Raw genomic sequence first — 17,297 nt, 5'->3', positions numbered from 1 at the left:
GAAGGACTGCAGGCGAAACTGATCGCAAAAGTAGAATCCTTCAATCCGGCAGGAAGCGTCAAAGACCGTATCGCAAAAGCGATGATCGAGGATGCGGAAGCAAAAGGTCTCTTAAAGGAAGGCTCCGTTATTATTGAGCCGACCTCCGGAAATACCGGAATCGGACTGGCAGCGGCGGCAACGGTAAAAGGCTATCGTATGATCCTTACTATGCCGGAAACCATGAGTGTAGAGCGCCGGAATATCGTAAAGGCATACGGCGCAGAGGTTGTTCTGACGGACGGAACAAAGGGTATGAAGGGTGCGATCGAGAAAGCCGATGAGCTTGCAAAAGAGATCCCGAACAGCTTCATCGCAGGCCAGTTCGTGAACCCGGCAAACCCGGCAACCCACAAAAAGACAACAGGTCCGGAGATCTGGGAAGATACCGACGGAGAGGTTGACATCTTCATTGCAGGTGTCGGCACCGGCGGAACGATCACCGGAACGGGTGAGTATTTAAAAGAGAAAAAACCGGAAGTAAAAATTGTAGCAGTAGAGCCGGCATCCTCACCGGTATTGTCGGAGGGAGTTTCCGGACCGCACAAAATTCAGGGAATCGGTGCAGGCTTTGTGCCGGAAACACTGAACACCGGTATTTACGATGAAATTATCAAGGTAGAAAATGAAGACGCTTTCGAGACCGGTAGGTATCTGGCAGCCGAGGAAGCCATTCTTGCAGGAATTTCCTCCGGAGCAGCGTTGTATGCGGCGATCCAGCTCGCAAAACGAGAGGAAAATAAAGGCAAAACTATCGTTGTGCTCTTACCGGATAACGGAGACAGATACTATTCTACAGCTCTGTTTGCCAAATAAAGGGGAACAGACTCAGGTTTAAAAATTACGATGGTAACGATTCAGAGCGCCATCTTCGCATGGCTTTGAACGGTTACAAATGATAGATATCAGCGAACACTGCCATCCGCGGCATTTTCTCTCCACCGCGAATGGCAGTTTCGCATATCAATTTATACCAGAAAGGGAACTTTACTTATGACACTACAACAGCTTCGCTACGTAATTCAGGCCGCAGACTCCAGATCCATGAATGAGGCGGCAAAGGCACTCTATATTTCACAGCCGAGTCTCTCCGGAGCAATCAAGGAGCTGGAAAAAGAGATTGGAATAGAGCTGTTCAAGCGCAGCAGCCATGGAACGGTACTGACCCCGGAGGGCGAGGAGTTTCTGGGTTATGCACGCCAGGTCACAGACCAGTATCAGCTTCTCGAAAACCGCTATATTTACCGCACCAGGGGAAAGAAAAAATTCAGCGTGTCGATGCAGCATTACAGCTTTGCCGTAAAGGCGTTTGTGGAGCTGGTGAAGCAGTTTGGTATGGATGAGTACGAGTTTGCGGTTTATGAGACGAGAACGTACGATGTGCTGATGGATGTAAAGAACTTCAAGAGTGAGCTTGGGATCTTGTATCGGAATGATTTTAATGCGAAGGTGCTGAACAAGCTGCTGAAGGACAATAACCTTGAGTTCCACGATCTGTTTTCCTGTGGAACGTACGTCTATCTCTGGAAGGATCATCCGCTTGCAGATCAGGCCGAGATTACAATGGAGGAGCTGAAAGAGTATCCGTGCCTGTCATTTGACCAGGGAAGCAATAATTCGTTCTTCCTGGCAGAGGAAGTGCTTTCAACGTATGAATATAAGAGAATCATTAAGGCAAATGACCGCGCGACCATGCTGAATCTGATGGTCGGACTGAATGGCTATACGCTCTGCTCCGGCATTATCTGTGAGGAATTAAACGGCAGTGATTACCGCGCTGTGCCGCTTCATGCAGAGGAGAACATGATGATCGGTTATGTTTCCAGGAAGGGTATGTCGATCAGTGCGCTGGGACAGCAGTATCTGGAAGAAATTCGGAAATACAGGGAGTTTGTGCTGTAAAAAGAGAGAAACAAGAAAACTTTGACCTCCGGAGTGTGTCTGAAAAAGGCTTTTCGCAAGGTGCGAGTCCCAGCTTGTGGGAGATGAATTGCGTTCGTTATCTTGTTTTATGCATCGTGATTGGATATAGGAATTTTAGAAGAAATGATATTGGCGATAAAGAGATGTTATAGGAAAAACCTATAACCGGCCATCAATTTTCTATATTGGACAAAACAGAAGACTGTCGCTATAATAACCCTTGTAAACAGATAGGAAATATCACAAAAACGAGAGGAAGCGAAGAGAATGAGAGCAGTTTTCGCAGAGAATCGAATCGTGATCTATGATGTCATGTGTTGCAGCGTAAGCAGATAAAACCGAAAGAAAACGGAGCCGCATTGCAGCATGGACAGAACAGGATGACAACCGGTTCCGATAAAGAATAGAAAATCGAACATGAAAAGAAATAGAAAAACGAAAAACAGAACAGGAGAATACAATCATGAGCAAAAAAACAAGAGCAGAAAGAAATCTTAAATTTGAAACCTTACAGCTTCACGTAGGACAGGAAAATCCGGATCCGGCAACAGGAGCAAGAGCAGTGCCGATCTATCAGACCTCTTCTTTCGTATTCAATAACTCCGATCACGCAGCAGCAAGATTCGGACTCCAGGATGCAGGAAACATCTACGGTCGTCTGACGAACCCGACCGAGGACGTTTTCGAGCAGAGAATGGCAGCACTGGAGGGCGGCGTTGCAGCACTTGCAGTAGCTTCCGGAGCAGCAGCCATCAACTACACCATCATCAACCTGGCTCAGAAGGGCGACCACATCGTATCCGCAAAGAACATCTACGGCGGTTCCTACAACCTGCTGGCACACACCCTTCCGCAGTACGGCATCAGCACCACATTTGTTGATGTATTCTATCTGGATGAGGTTCGCGCAGCCGTTCAGGAGAACACAAAAGCTATCTACATCGAGACCCTCGGAAATCCGAACTCTGATGTTGTTGATATTGAAGCACTTGCAAAAATTGCACATGAGAACAAAATTCCGCTGGTTGTCGATAATACCTTCGCAACTCCATACCTCGTTCGTCCGATTGAGTACGGCGCAGACATCGTTGTTCATTCCGCAACTAAATTCATCGGCGGTCATGGAACTACCCTTGGCGGTGTGATCGTAGACAGCGGTAAATTCGACTGGGAGGGATCCGGCAAATTCGCATCTCTGACTGAGCCAAACCCGAGCTACCACGGCATCAGCTTCACAAAAGCAGTTGGACCTGCTGCATTCGTTACAAAAGTACGTGCGATCCTTCTTCGTGATACCGGAGCTACGCTTTCTCCGTTCAACTCCTTCCTGCTTCTGCAGGGACTTGAGACTCTGTCTCTCCGTGTAGAACGTCATGTTGAGAATGCACTGAAGGTTGTAAAATATCTGGAGAGCCAGCCACAGGTTGAAAAAGTACATCATCCGTCTGTATCCGAAGATCCAGAGCAGCAGGCACTGTACGCAAAATACTTCCCGAACGGCGGCGGTTCTATCTTCACCTTTGAAATCAAAGGCGATGCACAGAAAGCAAAAGACTTCATCGACAATCTGGAGCTGTTCTCCCTGCTGGCTAACGTTGCTGATGTAAAATCTCTGGTGATCCATCCGGCAACCACCACACACAGCCAGTGCACCGAGGAAGAACTGCTGGATCAGGGAATCAAACCAAACACCATCCGTCTTTCCATCGGTACCGAAAATGTTGACGATATCATCGAGGATCTGGATGAGGCATTTAAGGCAGTTCAGTAAGAAGTAAGAAACGGGTTATAGTAAAATAAAACGTACGCCTCTGGCACAAGATTTCGTGTCAGAGGCGTATTTTTTGCTTTACAGAAAACTTCGTTGAAATTTCCTATTTCCTATTGATTATGTAGAGAATGTGGGATACAATAAGTCATAGGATAAAGATTCGGAGGAAATGTGAATGAGAGTTTCAACAAGAGGACGATACGCGCTGCGTTTAATGCTGGATCTGGCGATGAACAATACCGGAGAGCCGGTGCGCCTGAAGGATGTGGCAAAGCGGCAGGAAATTTCCGAGAAGTATCTTGAGCAGATCATCTCGATTTTAAATAAGGCAGGTTTTGTAAAAAGCGTCCGTGGCCCTGCAGGTGGCTACTCCCTGAAGCGGAAACCGGAAGAATACACCGTAGGCATGATCCTGCGCCTGACAGAAGGCAGCCTCGCTCCGGTTGACTGTGTCGAAGACGGCACCGACTGCGGCCGTTCCGACCAGTGCGTCACGGTCATGCTGTGGCAGAAACTGAACGATGCAATTAACGGTGTTGTGGACAATATCACACTGGCAGACCTCGTGGAATGGCAGATGCAGAAGGCGAATGAATATGTGATCTGAGAATGCGGTAAAGAAGGATGTATTGCAGTGACGGGTAAAAATTACTGCAGTACATCCTTTTTTTGAGTGGTTTACATTTTTTTCATTGCGGCTTCAAATGCACTTTCTGTCATATTCGCCCGAAAAGCTGCATCCTTTATGCTCAGAACTCCATCGCGAACAAGTCCGGTAAGTGCAAACAGAATACCTTCCATTCTGCCCTCTGCTTTACCTTCTGCTTTACCTTCCGCTTTACCTTTCGCACGTCCTTCGGCGATTCCTTCGGCGCGTCCTTCCTCTCTGCTGTCCTGCATCATGTCATCAATTGCTTTACACATGTCTACTTCCTCCACTTCTTCTGAAAGATCTAAGGTTATGTTTGTGATTGCCTGAATTACTCTGGCGGCGTTTATTTCTAACATCATTCTTGTATTATTTCGGATAAAGGAAGACAGTTTTTCTTTATCCTTTGAATACTTAATACAGCCGAGCACTTCCCGCAGACTGGTGGAAAATTTTTCGAGTTCGTCTGGTTCAAGCGCTGCCGGATCGATGAGATGAATTTTGTAGTCCTGAATAAATGTCCGCATTTCTTCCAGCGGAAAATCCATCATTTCATGCAGGGAAGTAGCGCCATCCCATGGATCCGCTCCAAAATGAAGCACAAGAGTGATGACTGGCCGGAGTTTGTCTGCTTTGTAGAAGCCGGACAGAAATTCTGCGCGTGTCGGTGCTTTCTTTTCTTTTACATTTTGTGCTGCAATTGCTGCAACCTGATTTCCATATTGCAGAGCATCATAAATCATATTTCGGACAGGCATTGCATAATGTATCTCCGTCTGGTTTTCGATTCCAAGCAGAAGATAATCCGCATTCTCATCCTCCATAATAACAGCAGCCTTTAAAATGTCCCGGTATTTCTGAACGGACTCATTTTTGTTGTTTTTACCTTTTGCGATCAGCTGCACCAGTTCCGTTGTGTCAAGCTCCTGCAGCCGTTCCGGCTGAATCACCTTTTTTCCATTGAAAATCAGGTAATTAAAAGCGTCCGCAAACACAGTGTTTTCACGCATGAATGCTTTTGTAACAGTGTCTTTTTTACTCATTTGTTCCTTACCTTGTCCTTTCCGCTTATCCACTCTTCCGGGAATTTTTAAGGTAAGAATCCTTCTGAAACCTATTCGACTTTGTTCTAATACTATATCATATTTGTATTATGTTTGCCACAATGTCTTTCTGAATTTTTTCTAAAAAAGGTCTTTGGAAAGCAAAGGCTGGGAAAACGCAGGATCTGCCATTTACAAGTGAAAAAAATTTTGTTATGATAAAAAACAGCGCCGGAAGCACATTTCTGCGGCGCCGAGAATATGAAAAAGTGAGGAGTTTTTCCGGATGAAGAAACAGCAGGAAAGTCTCAAAAACATGGTATACCAGGCCATTTTGAACGGCATTTTTACTGATGAATATAAACCGAACCAGATCATCAATGAGCAGGAGCTTGTGCAGAAATTCGGCTGCAGCAAGACGCCGATCCGTGAAGCACTGGTAACGCTCTGCAACGAGGGAATTCTCCGCAGCTTCCCGCGCTTCGGCTATCAGGTCGTCAGCGTATCCCGCGAGGAGGCACAGAATATCCTGGATTTCCGTCTCGTTCTTGAGGGCGGATACCTTCGCCAGTCGATCGGAAACATCACCGAAGAAAACCTGGCGGAGCTCGCCGAAATCGACGAGAGATGCAAGCAGAGCACCGACAGCGTCTGGGATCACTGGGAGGCAAACACAGCATTTCATCTGAAGCTGATTTCCTTCTCCGGCAACGCTTACGCATATCAGGAGCTTGAACGCACCATGAACGTTTTAAAACGCGCTTACGCCCAGTTTTACTGGCAGACCTGGTCCAACGTAAACCCGGCACTGGACATTGCGCATCATAACGATATTATGCAGAGTATCCGGGAGAAAGATCTGGAGAAGACGCAGAATTATCTGAAAGAGGATCTGGCGGATTTTTGCGGGTAAGAAATGAAACAGAGTGCATGGGAACGAAAAATCCCAATACACTCTGTTTTTTTGTGCGCTGGAGACCTTTTCCAGGCACGCTCCAGGGCTCGTGATTATCCATGAAAATGCTTCTCCCGATACTGCTGCGGTGTCATTCCACTGCTTTTCTTGAACTGCCGGTAAAAATAGGAAACGTTTGCGATTCCGACCTGGTCGCAGATCTGCTGGAGGGAGAAGCTTGTGATGGCAAGCAGGCGTTTTGCGGCTGCCATGCGTTCATCCATGATGTAGCTGCTAAGCGATGCTCCTGTCTTCGTACTGAAAATGTGGGACAGGTAATCCGGGTTCATGTGGATTTTGTCGGTGATCGAGGTACGTCCCAGATCCGGATCGGAAAGATGCGAACGGATATAGTCCTTGATGACGCTGACCGGGTCCGAGGTATCGGTGGACAGGTGCTCTTCCATATTCAGCCGCTCTTTCTCATACCATGCATTTTTTTTCACCTCCTGCACAGCCGCCGTCAGCTTTTCGCAATGGAAGCAGGGGACTTGCTTGATTCGGTTAAAAGCGTCTGCAAATACAGTGTTTTTGCGCATAAACGCTTTTGTTACGGTGTCTTTTTTGCTCATATATTCTGTATCTTATCCTTTACACTTATCCACTCTTCCGGGAATATTAAAGATGCGAATATCTTGGTATACTGATCTTGTTTCGTGCGAATACTATATCATATTTGTAGTATGTTTGCTACGCCGATTTTCTGAATCTTTTATAAGGAGTCCCTGACTTCCGCAAGCGTCGGAATCGATGTGCTGGCGCCCTTTTTCCCTACCGCAATCGCAGATGCCATGGCGGCAGTTTTGAGTGCTTCTTCCGGTGTTTTTCCGTTTATGATTTCACCGACAAAGTATCCGGTAAAGGTATCGCCTGCCGCTGTGGTATCAACGGTTTTTACCGGGAAAATGCCCTGTGTGGAGCGGTTGGTGCGATAGCCGTACATGGAGCCTTCTTTGCCGAGGGTGAGCACGATTTTGCTATCCGGAAATTTGTGAACCAGTCCGTTCAGCAGAGAAGTGCCATCCGCGTTTTCAGCAAGGGCAGCACCCGTTTCTTTTAAAATTGCAGCGGCCTCAATTTCGTTCAGAATCAGATATTCGGCCTTTTCGAGCGGCATCTGGAAAATCTTTTTATTGACGGGTGAGGGGTTCAGCACAATATGCATGCCTTTTTCGTACGCGCAGTCCATCAGATAAGGGATCTCACTGATCTCATTCTGCAGGACCAGATAGTCGCCCGGTTCAGCGAAGGTTAATACATGATCCACATCCGCTTTCGTAATGGCCTGATTTGCACCGCCGAAGAGGATAATACAGTTTTCACCTTCCGGTGTATTCTGAATGATCGTGTGTCCCGATGGTCCTTCTTTTTTCAGAACAAGATCCGTGTAAACACCAGCATCTTTCAGCGTTTCCAGCAGCGGAGCAGAATCCTTTGCCCCAACAGCGCCGGCATGCCATGTTTCCAGACCATATTTTGCAAAAGCAATCGCCTGGTTCAGCCCTTTTCCTCCGCTGAAAATCTGCCGGTTATCCGCCAAAAGCGTTTCGCCTGGCTGGACAAAATGATTGACAGAGTAGACGTAATCGATATTTAAAGAACCGAAGACTAATACTTTCATAGATACTCTCTTTCTGCTTCCTGTTTCTTTTACAGAATCCGTCAAAAGGAAAACATCATAGCTTTTTGGAAGCGGTAAAGCCAGTTCATAGATTCCCTGTACTTCATCATAATGCAGAACCTCCGCTTTTTCAAATCAAAATCAGAGCCTGTTTGAAAAAGTCTGTTAAAAAAGGTTTTCCGCAAAATGTGTGTCACAATTTACGGGAGATTTTGCCAAGATGAGGGCGTCGTAGCGGTTTTCAGGGTGGACAGGAAGAGCAACATAAAAACAGCCATCTGTGCAAGTTTGTCCAGATGGCTGCCTTATCGTAATATTTTTATTATTATTTACACACTTCGTCAATATCCACACGGTCGATCATAATATTCAGGATTTCCGTATCGGTATCTTTCATGCCGACTCTTCCGATGTATCCCATACTCTTAATCGTATCTTCGACATCTTCCCGCACGATACCTTCTCCCGGCTGGAAGCTTCTGTGGTGCTGGCCCATGTAGTGAGCCAGAATTGCGGCATCAACAGCGGATGCGATTTTTGCTGCACAGGAGGATTTTGCTCCGTCGCAGACAATACCGCCGACGTTTCCGATGGTGTTGACGATGGTCAGGCTGACATCCTCATACGATCCGCCGGAAAGATAGGTGATGGCAGCTCCTGCGCCGCAGCCGGCACTGACGGCACCGCAGTAAGCGGAAAGGCTACCAATATATTTTTTCTGATGAACGGCGATCAGGTTGCTGACAACGAGTGCGCGGTACAGTTTATCCTGCGAAACGTTCCATTCTTTTGCAAATTCAATAACAGGAAGAGAAACGGTCATACCCTGGTTTCCACTGCCGGAATTGATGACAACCGGAAGAGAACAGCCGCTCATACGTGCATCGGAACCAGCTGCTGCACGGGCACGGGCGCGGATTTTAACGTCATTGCCATAATCATTCAGAAGGGTGCGGCCTACCTGTGCTCCGTACGGATGATTCAGGCCTTCATCGGAAATCGCAGAGTTCATGGTGATCTGACGGTCAAGAATGTCTTTGACATCTTCGATTTTTACCGTATCGGCAAATTCGAGAATATCTTTGACATTCAGCACGCTTTTATCTACATATTCCGGAGAATCTTCATGTGCAGCAATCTGGTAGAGTACTTCGCCGTCCTTTACGATGCGTGAAATCAGTGTATGGCGGTTGACAATTGTAACCTCGGCGCTGTGCTCACCGGCGATGACTTTTGCAACGATATAGAGATTTTCTACACCTTCTTTTAACGTACAGGTGCAGAATCCCTGCTGTACCAGTTCTTTTGTCTTTTCAATGTCTGCTTCAGTTACGTCCTCAAGAACCTCAAGCTCACGATCGGCCCGTCCGCCGACAACACCGAGTGTTGCTGCAACATCAATTCCCTTCAGACCGTTGGAATTTGGAACCTTAACGCCTTTTACATTTTTGATAATATTTCCACTGCAGCAAAGTTCAATCTTTTCCGGCATCTGTCCGAGTACCTCGTGTGCTTTCGCAGCTGCATAGGCAATCGCAATCGGTTCGGTACATCCGAGGGCCGGAACAAGTTCGTTCTTTAAAATCTTTACATAACTGTCGTATAATTTCTGATCCATCTAAGTTCTCCTGTGTATTTTTTTATCCGGATAAACAATAAGTTCTGCATAATATCTGGTTATATTAATGATATATCACTGATAATATCAGATGTCAAGCATAGAATTGCATCTTCCCAGGCTGCAAGCCCGACTTTGCGGAACGCTTGTCCTCCTTCGGCTGCGATAGCCCGCGCGAACAGCTCTCATCTCAGGTTTTGCTTCGGAAATTCTTTTCAGACACACGTTGGGATTTTCCGGCAACACGTTGTGTTTTTTTCCGATATGTCCTATACTGAAATTATAGCAAAGACCCAAAATAATACGCAAAAGGCAGTATTGCAGAGCGCGAATTACAAGGAACCGATGGGAAGGCGTACCGGAGTATGATAAAAATCTGTGACGCAGTAATTCGCGCTTTGCGGTGCTGAGTTTCTTACATTGGAGGAAGTCTGTATGCAGAAAATTACGTTTCGAAAATTAATCGGAGAGAACTATATTTACCCGGAGTTGCAGGGACACTTTATAGAATTTCTTGGCTCCTGTATTTACGATGGCATCTGGGTCGGTGAGGATTCGGAGATTCCGAATTATCATGGAATCCGAAAAGACCTTGTGGATGCATTTCGGAAGCTGCATCCGCCGGTGATCCGCTGGCCGGGCGGATGCTATGCGGATGTTTATCACTGGAGAAACGGAATCGGACCGAGAGAGAACAGGCCGGTTACTTATAATGAAAATTTTGGTACATTTGAAACCGATCCGAATCAGTTCGGTACGCACGAGATGATGGAATTCTGTGAAATGATCGGCGCAAAGCCATGGTTTAATGTCAATATGATGACAGGTTCTCCGGCTGAAATGCGTGAATGGATGGAGTATTGCAATCGAAGAGAATCTACAACACTTACCAGAGAACGGAAGGTAAACGGACACGAAGCACCGTTTCAGGTAGAATACTGGGGCATTGGAAATGAAGTATGGGATGGCGGCGGAAAAATGACGCCGCAGATGTATGCGAATGAATATCGGAAATTTACATCGTCCTGTCCATCCTTTGGATCGGGCGATCAGGCGTTTCCGCCTAAATGCATTGCCAGCGGTCCGGATGGGAACAAGCCAAAAGAGCGTGTTGCGTGGACGAAAGACTTTTTCAAGGAGATGGGAAAATACCGTATGCCATCGCTTTACGGCTATGATCTCCATTTTTACAACTGGAATCTGAAACAGCTTCAGACGGAGAAAAAGTTCGATGAAAAACAGTGGTATGATGTAATCAATGGATGCAAAGAGCTGGAAAATGTCATTCACGAGCAGCGCCGCCTGATAGACGCCGGTCTTGAGGCACTTACGAAGCCGGAGGACCCATTCCGGACGGCACCGAGAAAATGTGAACTGATTGTCGGTGAGTGGGGCAACTGGCACAGCAGCGCGTTTAATGCACGTCCGGCGCTGTACCAGCAGTGCACAATGCGCGATGCCGTTACAACCGCATTGACGCTGGATATTTTCCACCGCAACACCGGGGATGTGCGCATGGCATGTGTAGCACAGTCTGTCAATGTCCTGAATTCCCTGTTCCTGACGGAAGGTGAGCATTGTATTCTGACACCAAACTACGATGTGTTCGATATGTATCAGGTGCATCAGGGTGCGTATACACTTGGTTTCGAGGAGAAAAACAAAGACCCGGAGGTCTGCGTTTTTGCTTCCGTAAAGGATCAGGATATTTACGTCAATCTTGTCAATACAAGCTATCAGGAATCAAAGAAAATCGAGCTGAAATTCAAACAGTGTCCGGAATTTGTTGATGCAAAAACACTGAATTCCAAAGATCCGCAGAACTACAACGATGTGAAACATCCGAACCGTGTCCGCTGCAAAGAAGGAAAAGCACCTGCACGGGAAAAAGACTCCTTCCAGATTGCATTGCCGGCGGCTTCGGTCAGCGTATATCATTTCAGAAAAGCAGAGTAACAAGAAAGAATCAACGCGGGCTGCCCAGGGAAGCAGAGTTCTTCCCATGGACAGCCCGTTTTTCCATATTCGGAAAAATTTATTTATAAAAACAGTTCGATCACAAACACCACCGCACAACATGCCACCGAAACCTGAAACAGGCTTGCACCGAACCATGCGGCTGCGATGCCGACGACAAGTGCGAGTGCGCCGGAAACAGGGCTCTGTGTTGCATGGACGATCGCCGGGAAGGTCATGACGGACAGTGTCACGTATGGTACATAGTACAGAAACGACTGAATAAACTGATTTTTAATCGGCTTCCGGATCAGCGTCAGCGGCAGAATCCGGATGGTGTAGGAAACCAGGGCCATGACGGCGATATAGATATAATTATTGTACATCAGCATTTTCCTCCTCTGTCTTTACCGGGAACAGGATAGCTCCGGCGCAGGAAATCAGAACGGTGAGCAGAATCGTTCTGGTTCCGTCGGAGAGAGTGGAGATGCCCGGGAGATAGTTGCAGATAAAGCTTAAGAAAAAGCTGACGGCAACAAGACCTGCTACCACACGGCTTTTTCGCGCCGGGGGAATGATGATCGCAAGGAACATGCCATACAGCGCCACACTTAAGGCACTGACAGCACGCAGCGGCAGCAGATTTCCGGCAATAATGCCAAGTGCCGTGCCGATCGACCACGCGGGAGCAGCGACGAGAATGGCGCCGTACGTATAATACGGATTCAGCCAGCCCGGGCGCGCAATTGTGATGCCGAACAGTTCATCCGTCACATCGTAACCAATGAGAAAACGGTGGAAAAACGGCGTGTCCGGTGAAAAACGCTGGGCAAGCGCACAGCTCATCAGCAGATACCGCGCATTGGCGATGAGCGTAATGATGGCGACCTGCAGATAGCCTGCATTGGCGGCAATCAGTGTAAAGGCGGCGTATTCTCCGGCGGAAGCATTGTTAAAAAGACTGGCGAGAAAGCCCTGAAAAGGACTAAGACCTGCCTTACGCGCCGCAATGCCGAGCGAAAACGAGACCGCAAAATAGCCAAGCCCGATCGGAATACCATCGCGGATTCCGTTGATCAGAACCTGGCGGGAAAATGAATAAGATTTTTGTGAACTCATAAAAAAATACTTCCTTCTCCTGCATAAAAATCAGATTGCTACGTGCTTTGCACTCTCGCAATCTTCTGGTGAAAATTATAGCAAGTTTCGACAGGTTCGTAAACTCTTATTTTGCGCTTGTTCGTTTCCCTCAGCCACCGCTTACGCCTGCGTTTCTAAGGCTGTTGAACTGGATTGTATAAAATTATGTACAAAAACAGAAGATAAAGCTTGAAAATAGAAGAAAAATCCATTAATATTTATGTATACAAAAAACATTACCGAAGGTGGTGCTTACGATGAAACTGCGTGCGCTTGCAAAAATAAATCTTGGTCTCGATGTGACCCGGAAAAGAGAAGACGGTTACCATGAAGTCCGTATGGTAATGCAGACGATCCAGATGTACGATCAGCTGGAAATAAAGGAGAGCAAAGAACCCGGCATAAGGCTTACAACAAATCTGCCGTTCCTGCCGTGCAATGACGGAAATCTCGTATACAAAGCGGCAAAACTTCTGATGGACGAATTTGGCATTCATCAGGGTGTCGATATGAACCTGACAAAATTTATCCCGGTAGCAGCCGGCATGGCGGGCGGAAGCTCCGATGCGGCGGCAGCGCTGGTCGGAATCAACCGTATGTTCCAGCTGGGACTCACAAAACGCCAGCTGATGGAGCGCGGCGTGCAGATCGGCGCGGATGTTCCGTACTGTGTGATGCGCGGTACGGCGCTGGCAGAAGGAATCGGCGAAAAGCTGACATCCCTTCCCGGCGTACCGATGTGCTGCGTGCTGATCGGAAAACCGGGCATCAATGTTTCGACAAAATTTGTCTATGGAAACCTGCATCTTGATGAGGTGACGGAGCATCCGGATATCGACGGCATGGTAGAGGCGATCCGAAATCATGACCTGTACGGCATCACGGACCGCATGGGAAATGTGCTGGAATCCGTGACGTGTCCGGCGTATCCGGTGATCGACGAGATCAAGGCACAGATGATGAAAAACGGTGCGGTCAATGCGATGATGAGCGGCAGCGGCCCGACCGTATTCGGCATTTTCGACGATCCGGACAAGGCAGAATTTGCCCGCGATCAGTTAAAAATAAGCGGACTGTCGAAACAGACATTCCTGACTACAGTATCAAAACCGGGAGGTACAGAGTATGGCAAAAAATGAGTTAGACCTGCAGATGGAGGATTATCAGTACCTTCCACTCCGTGATGTCGTGTTCCGCACGCTGCGCCAGGCGATTCTGCGCGGGGAGTTAAAGCCGGGTGAACGGCTGATGGAGATCCGGCTGGCAAATCAGCTCGGCGTTTCGCGTACCCCGATCCGCGAGGCGATCCGTATGCTGGAGCTGGACGGCCTTGTGATCATGGTACCGCGGAAGGGTGCGCAGGTAGCACAGATCACGGAAAAAGACCTGAACGACGTGCTGGAGGTGCGGCTCGGACTCGAGGAGCTGGCGGTGAAGCTGGCGTGCGAACGGATTACCGAGGCGGAACTGCACAGCCTGTATCAGGCATCACGCAGTTTTGAGAAGCTGCTGGAGACGGAGACAGATGATCTGCAGGAGCTTGCACAGGCGGATGTGGCGTTCCACGATGTGATTTACCAGGCAACGAATAATGAGCGTCTGATCCAGCTGCTGAATAACCTGCGGGAGCAGATGTACCGGTATCGGATCGAATACCTGAAAGACGTAAAATCACGCCGGTCACTGGTGGAAGAGCACGATGCGCTGTATGAGCGGATGAAAAAACGCGATCTTATGGGCGCGCAGAAAATGATCCGCGAGCATATCGAGCGGCAGCAGGAAAGCATTATGCAGACCGTACATCATCAGAATATGGCGGCGGCTGAGGAAAAATAGAGCGTATAAAAATTCGAAAAAAGAACATTCTGTTACGGAGTGAAAAAACTCTGCGGCAGAATGTTTTTTTTCGCCGCGAAACCGGGAGAAATTCACGGAGCGTGTTTCTCCCGGCCGATTTTTATGGAAGGAGAGCGTGCGGCGTGGAGAAGAAAACAAAAATATCATTATCACTGGCGGAAAATGAAAGCATCATCCGCGCATGGTGCGAAAACTGCGATGACATCCAGATCCGTCCGATGAAAATCGGGAAAGCGGGCGGAACCGGCGCGCTGCTGATCTACGTCGAAGCCGCAGTAAGCTGCGTCACCCTGGAAGATTCCGTGATCGGCAAGCTGCTGAACCGTCTGATGGAAGTCCCTGAGGATGAGATTCCGAACTATCTCTCCGAAAACCTGCTCGGAATTTCCGACACGCTGGAATTTAATACCCTCGAGGATGCCTTTGCCTCGATGCTGGCGGGAAACGCCGTTCTCTTTGTGGACGGATACGACCGCGCCGTCAAAATCGGTTCGAAGGGATATCCAAATATGGGAGTCCAGAAGGCCGAATCCGAGAAAGTGCTGCGCGGCTCAAACGAAGGCTTTTCCGATTCCGTCAAAACCAACACGGCACTCGTCCGCAAGCGTCTGCGGACCACTGATCTGAAAGTGGAGGAGATACATTTTGGTGCGCGTTCTGATACGGTTCTGGCTCTGGTGTATGAGAAAGAGCTGATTTATCCGAAATTTCTGGAAAGTGTGAAACAGCAGATTGCCGGCTGGGAAGTGGACGGCGTTTTTGACAGCGGCATGGTCGAGCAGCTCTGCGAACCGCAGTGGAAATCGCCGTTCCCGCGCTTCGAGACGACCGAACGGCCGGACCGCGCGGCGATGGAGATTCTGGACGGAAGAATCCTGCTTTTATGTGATAATTCCCCGGTCGGGATTCTCTTCCCGGCATCATTTGACAGCTTTTTAAAGGTCAGTGAGGACCGGTATCATCATTTTCTGATCGTCTCATTTGAGCGGCTGCTGCGGTATGCGGCGGTCTTTCTCGCCCTGTGGATTTCGGGCGGATACCTGGCTGTCACGGGCTTTCACACGCAGGTGCTTCCGACCAAACTCCTGCTGGCGTTCGCCGAAGCGCGGAAAGGCGTTCCGTTCCCCGGCATTCTGGAAATTCTTCTGATGGAATTTGCTTTTGAACTGATCCGCGAGGCTGGTGTGCGCATGCCGGGGCCGCTTGGCGGGACGATCGGAATTGTGGGCGGACTGATCATCGGAGATGCAGCGGTTTCCGCCAATCTGGTGAGCCCGATGACCGTCGTTGTGGTTGCGGTTTCAGCGCTCTGTTCGCTGGCGATTCCGAACGAAGAGTTCGGTGCGCCGTTCCGGCTGCTGAAATTCGGCTTCATTCTGCTCGGCGGATGGCTCGGCATTTTCGGCATGGCGCTCGGCACGTTTCTTCTCGCAGGTCATCTCGCCGGGCTTATGAGTTTTGGTATTCCCTATCTGATGCCGTTTGTCGGGAAAGGACTTGCGGGCTACCATGCGCCGAAGGATTCCGTATGGCGGCCGCCGCTGCATCAGATGCGGGAGCGGCCGGTCTTTGCAAAGCGCGGTCAGAGAGTGCGGCTGCGGAAAAACAGAAAAGCTGTGGAGCCGGAAGAAAAACAGGAAAGGGGAGAGTGACGCATGTTTTCGGAAAATGACAGAATTTCACAGCGCCAGATGGAACGCCAGATCGTGCTCGTTCTGCTCTGCCCGGCATTCTGGCAGCTCGCAGCGTACGGCGCATCGGACGGCCTGCCCGGTATGGCAGGGATTTTCGTTGGATATGGGCTGCTGGCGGTGTGGTGCATTTATCTCGTGCGCCTTGGCGGGCTTTACTGCCGTCTGGAAAGCGTGATGGGAAAGGCTGGGAAACTCCTTCTGGCAGTGATATATCTGTGTTATCTGCTTTTTCTCGGCGGAACACTGCTTCGCAAAATGGCGTGGCTTGCCGCCGCATATCTGACAGCGGGTGTACCGCAGGAGCTCTGCGGACTGTTTCTGCTTGCGGCCGCCGGGTTTGGTGTCGGCAGTGAAGTACAGAAAAGAGGACGGCTGGCGGAAGCTCTCTATCCGTGGATTGTGGGCGGGATTTTGATTCTGCTTCTGCTGACGGTTCCGCAGATGCATTTTGCTGCGTTTGAGGATGCATGGAAAACGGCAAGGTCTGTTGAAAGTGTGGATAACGGAGCGCTTTTTGGGCGGAATGTGTGGAGAACGCTGGAAAACGGAACGCCGCTCGCTCTGCTGCCGTTTTTACTGGGGCATGTGCAGAAAGAGCACAGGAGTGTCATTCTTCCGGTGACGCAGAGTATCTGGAAAACGGGGCTTCTTGTAATCGCAGGAAGCATGGCGCTGCTCGGCGTTTTCGGCCAGCGCGGCACGGCTGCGGCGCAGGACCCGCTTTTACTATTAATGGCAGGAACGAGCCTGCCGGGTGGATTTCTGGAGCGGTTTGATATTCTGTGGATGGCATTTCTTCTGATGGGACTCTTATTTACGCTTGGAAGTCTGTTGTTTTATGTATCGCTGACGGGAGAAAAAACGGGACTCTGGAAACCACAGAATCCGTATGTGCGGGTCATCGCGGTGCTTCTGGTGTGGCTGCTGTCGTGCGCGGAACGCGGATGGTCGGTCCGGTACGGTTACTTTCCGTTTTTCCTTGCCATCACGGTGCTGCCCGGCTTCTGTCAGAAGCATATGAAAAAACTGCG

General features: G+C 48.9%; 17 protein-coding genes and 1 pseudogene. 10 read left to right on the top strand and 8 right to left on the bottom strand.

Translation table 11 applies throughout. The annotated features are described in order from the left end of the window. On the top strand, window positions 1-855 hold an 855-nt coding region (gene cysK, locus ACY2VW_RS12230; RefSeq protein WP_461878260.1), incomplete at its 5' end, for a cysteine synthase A. A gap of 177 nt (window positions 856-1,032) precedes the next feature. Beyond that, window positions 1,033-1,941, top strand: a complete 909-nt coding sequence (locus ACY2VW_RS12225) for a LysR family transcriptional regulator (protein WP_461874819.1) — start codon at window positions 1,033-1,035, stop codon at window positions 1,939-1,941. A gap of 33 nt (window positions 1,942-1,974) precedes the next feature. On the opposite strand, the pseudogene ACY2VW_RS12220 reads toward ACY2VW_RS12225, so the two are convergent. Next, window positions 1,975-2,052: pseudogene (locus ACY2VW_RS12220) on the bottom strand (DUF6783 domain-containing protein); the annotation flags it as partial. Between the two features lie 373 nt (window positions 2,053-2,425). Between ACY2VW_RS12220 and ACY2VW_RS12215 the strand changes: the two are divergent. Together ACY2VW_RS12215 and ACY2VW_RS12210 are read left to right on the top strand one after the other, a co-directional pair. Continuing rightward, window positions 2,426-3,733 carry an O-acetylhomoserine aminocarboxypropyltransferase/cysteine synthase family protein gene (locus tag ACY2VW_RS12215; RefSeq protein WP_461878259.1) on the top strand — a complete coding sequence of 436 codons (1,308 nt, stop codon included), beginning with the start codon at window positions 2,426-2,428 and terminating at the stop codon, window positions 3,731-3,733. Between the two features lie 175 nt (window positions 3,734-3,908). Further along, window positions 3,909-4,340 (top strand): RrF2 family transcriptional regulator, encoded by a 432-nt coding sequence (locus ACY2VW_RS12210; RefSeq protein WP_461874818.1) that lies wholly within the window; start codon window positions 3,909-3,911, stop codon window positions 4,338-4,340. A 71-nt stretch (window positions 4,341-4,411) separates the two neighbouring features. On the opposite strand, the gene ACY2VW_RS12205 is transcribed toward ACY2VW_RS12210, so the two are convergent. Then, window positions 4,412-5,425, bottom strand: coding sequence for an Rpn family recombination-promoting nuclease/putative transposase (locus tag ACY2VW_RS12205; RefSeq protein WP_461878258.1), 1,014 nt, complete (start codon window positions 5,423-5,425; stop codon window positions 4,412-4,414). Between the two features lie 286 nt (window positions 5,426-5,711). On the opposite strand from ACY2VW_RS12205, the gene ACY2VW_RS12200 reads away from it, so the two are divergent. Beyond that, window positions 5,712-6,338, top strand: a complete 627-nt coding sequence (locus tag ACY2VW_RS12200) for a GntR family transcriptional regulator (protein ID WP_119198009.1) — start codon at window positions 5,712-5,714, stop codon at window positions 6,336-6,338. A gap of 95 nt (window positions 6,339-6,433) precedes the next feature. Here the strand turns inward: ACY2VW_RS12200 and ACY2VW_RS12195 are convergent, their stop codons facing one another. The 4 genes from ACY2VW_RS12195 to ACY2VW_RS12180 all read right to left on the bottom strand — a co-directional run bounded on the left by ACY2VW_RS12195 (window position 6,434) and on the right by ACY2VW_RS12180 (window position 9,619). Then, window positions 6,434-6,952 carry a helix-turn-helix transcriptional regulator gene (locus ACY2VW_RS12195; protein WP_461878257.1) on the bottom strand — a complete coding sequence of 173 codons (519 nt, stop codon included), beginning with the start codon at window positions 6,950-6,952 and terminating at the stop codon, window positions 6,434-6,436. Between the two features lie 140 nt (window positions 6,953-7,092). Continuing rightward, window positions 7,093-8,001 (bottom strand): ribokinase, encoded by a 909-nt coding sequence (locus ACY2VW_RS12190; RefSeq protein WP_461878256.1) that lies wholly within the window; start codon window positions 7,999-8,001, stop codon window positions 7,093-7,095. Window positions 8,002-8,166: 165 nt separating this feature from the next. Continuing rightward, window positions 8,167-8,355, bottom strand: coding sequence for a DUF6783 domain-containing protein (locus tag ACY2VW_RS12185; RefSeq protein ID WP_461878255.1), 189 nt, complete (start codon window positions 8,353-8,355; stop codon window positions 8,167-8,169). Continuing rightward, window positions 8,327-9,619 (bottom strand): L-cysteine desulfidase family protein, encoded by a 1,293-nt coding sequence (locus ACY2VW_RS12180; RefSeq protein WP_173828878.1) that lies wholly within the window; start codon window positions 9,617-9,619, stop codon window positions 8,327-8,329. The genes ACY2VW_RS12185 and ACY2VW_RS12180 overlap by 29 nt, the downstream gene beginning before the upstream one ends. A gap of 435 nt (window positions 9,620-10,054) precedes the next feature. Between ACY2VW_RS12180 and ACY2VW_RS12175 the strand changes: the two genes are divergently transcribed. Beyond that, window positions 10,055-11,575, top strand: a complete 1,521-nt coding sequence (locus ACY2VW_RS12175) for an alpha-N-arabinofuranosidase (protein ID WP_461878254.1) — start codon at window positions 10,055-10,057, stop codon at window positions 11,573-11,575. A gap of 83 nt (window positions 11,576-11,658) precedes the next feature. Here ACY2VW_RS12175 and ACY2VW_RS12170 read toward each other — a convergent pair whose 3' ends face one another. Both ACY2VW_RS12170 and ACY2VW_RS12165 read right to left on the bottom strand, forming a co-directional pair. Continuing rightward, window positions 11,659-11,961, bottom strand: coding sequence for an AzlD domain-containing protein (locus ACY2VW_RS12170; protein ID WP_330410127.1), 303 nt, complete (start codon window positions 11,959-11,961; stop codon window positions 11,659-11,661). Then, complete coding sequence (locus ACY2VW_RS12165) at window positions 11,951-12,694, bottom strand: AzlC family ABC transporter permease (protein WP_461874804.1); 744 nt, start codon at window positions 12,692-12,694, stop codon at window positions 11,951-11,953. The genes ACY2VW_RS12170 and ACY2VW_RS12165 overlap by 11 nt, the downstream gene beginning before the upstream one ends. 278 nt (window positions 12,695-12,972) lie before the next feature. Here ACY2VW_RS12165 and ispE point away from each other — a divergent pair, with 278 nt between their 5' ends. From ispE to ACY2VW_RS12145, 4 genes are all read left to right on the top strand, one after another. Continuing rightward, on the top strand, window positions 12,973-13,854 hold the full coding sequence (gene ispE / locus ACY2VW_RS12160; RefSeq protein ID WP_461878253.1) for a 4-(cytidine 5'-diphospho)-2-C-methyl-D-erythritol kinase: 882 nt from the start codon (window positions 12,973-12,975) through the stop codon (window positions 13,852-13,854). Continuing rightward, a complete protein-coding gene (locus tag ACY2VW_RS12155; protein WP_461874802.1) occupies window positions 13,841-14,551 on the top strand; it encodes a GntR family transcriptional regulator in 711 nt (236 codons plus the stop codon). The genes ispE and ACY2VW_RS12155 overlap by 14 nt, the downstream gene beginning before the upstream one ends. A gap of 143 nt (window positions 14,552-14,694) precedes the next feature. After that, window positions 14,695-16,224 carry a spore germination protein gene (locus tag ACY2VW_RS12150; RefSeq protein WP_461878252.1) on the top strand — a complete coding sequence of 510 codons (1,530 nt, stop codon included), beginning with the start codon at window positions 14,695-14,697 and terminating at the stop codon, window positions 16,222-16,224. A gap of 3 nt (window positions 16,225-16,227) precedes the next feature. Continuing rightward, window positions 16,228-17,297 (top strand): GerAB/ArcD/ProY family transporter (locus tag ACY2VW_RS12145; protein WP_461878251.1); only part of this gene is annotated, 1,070 nt, incomplete at its 3' end.

It is taken from the genome of Fusicatenibacter sp. (assembly GCF_977045365.1).
Note: the sequence above shows the minus strand (reverse complement) of the source record. Positions and strands in the feature narration are given on the sequence as shown.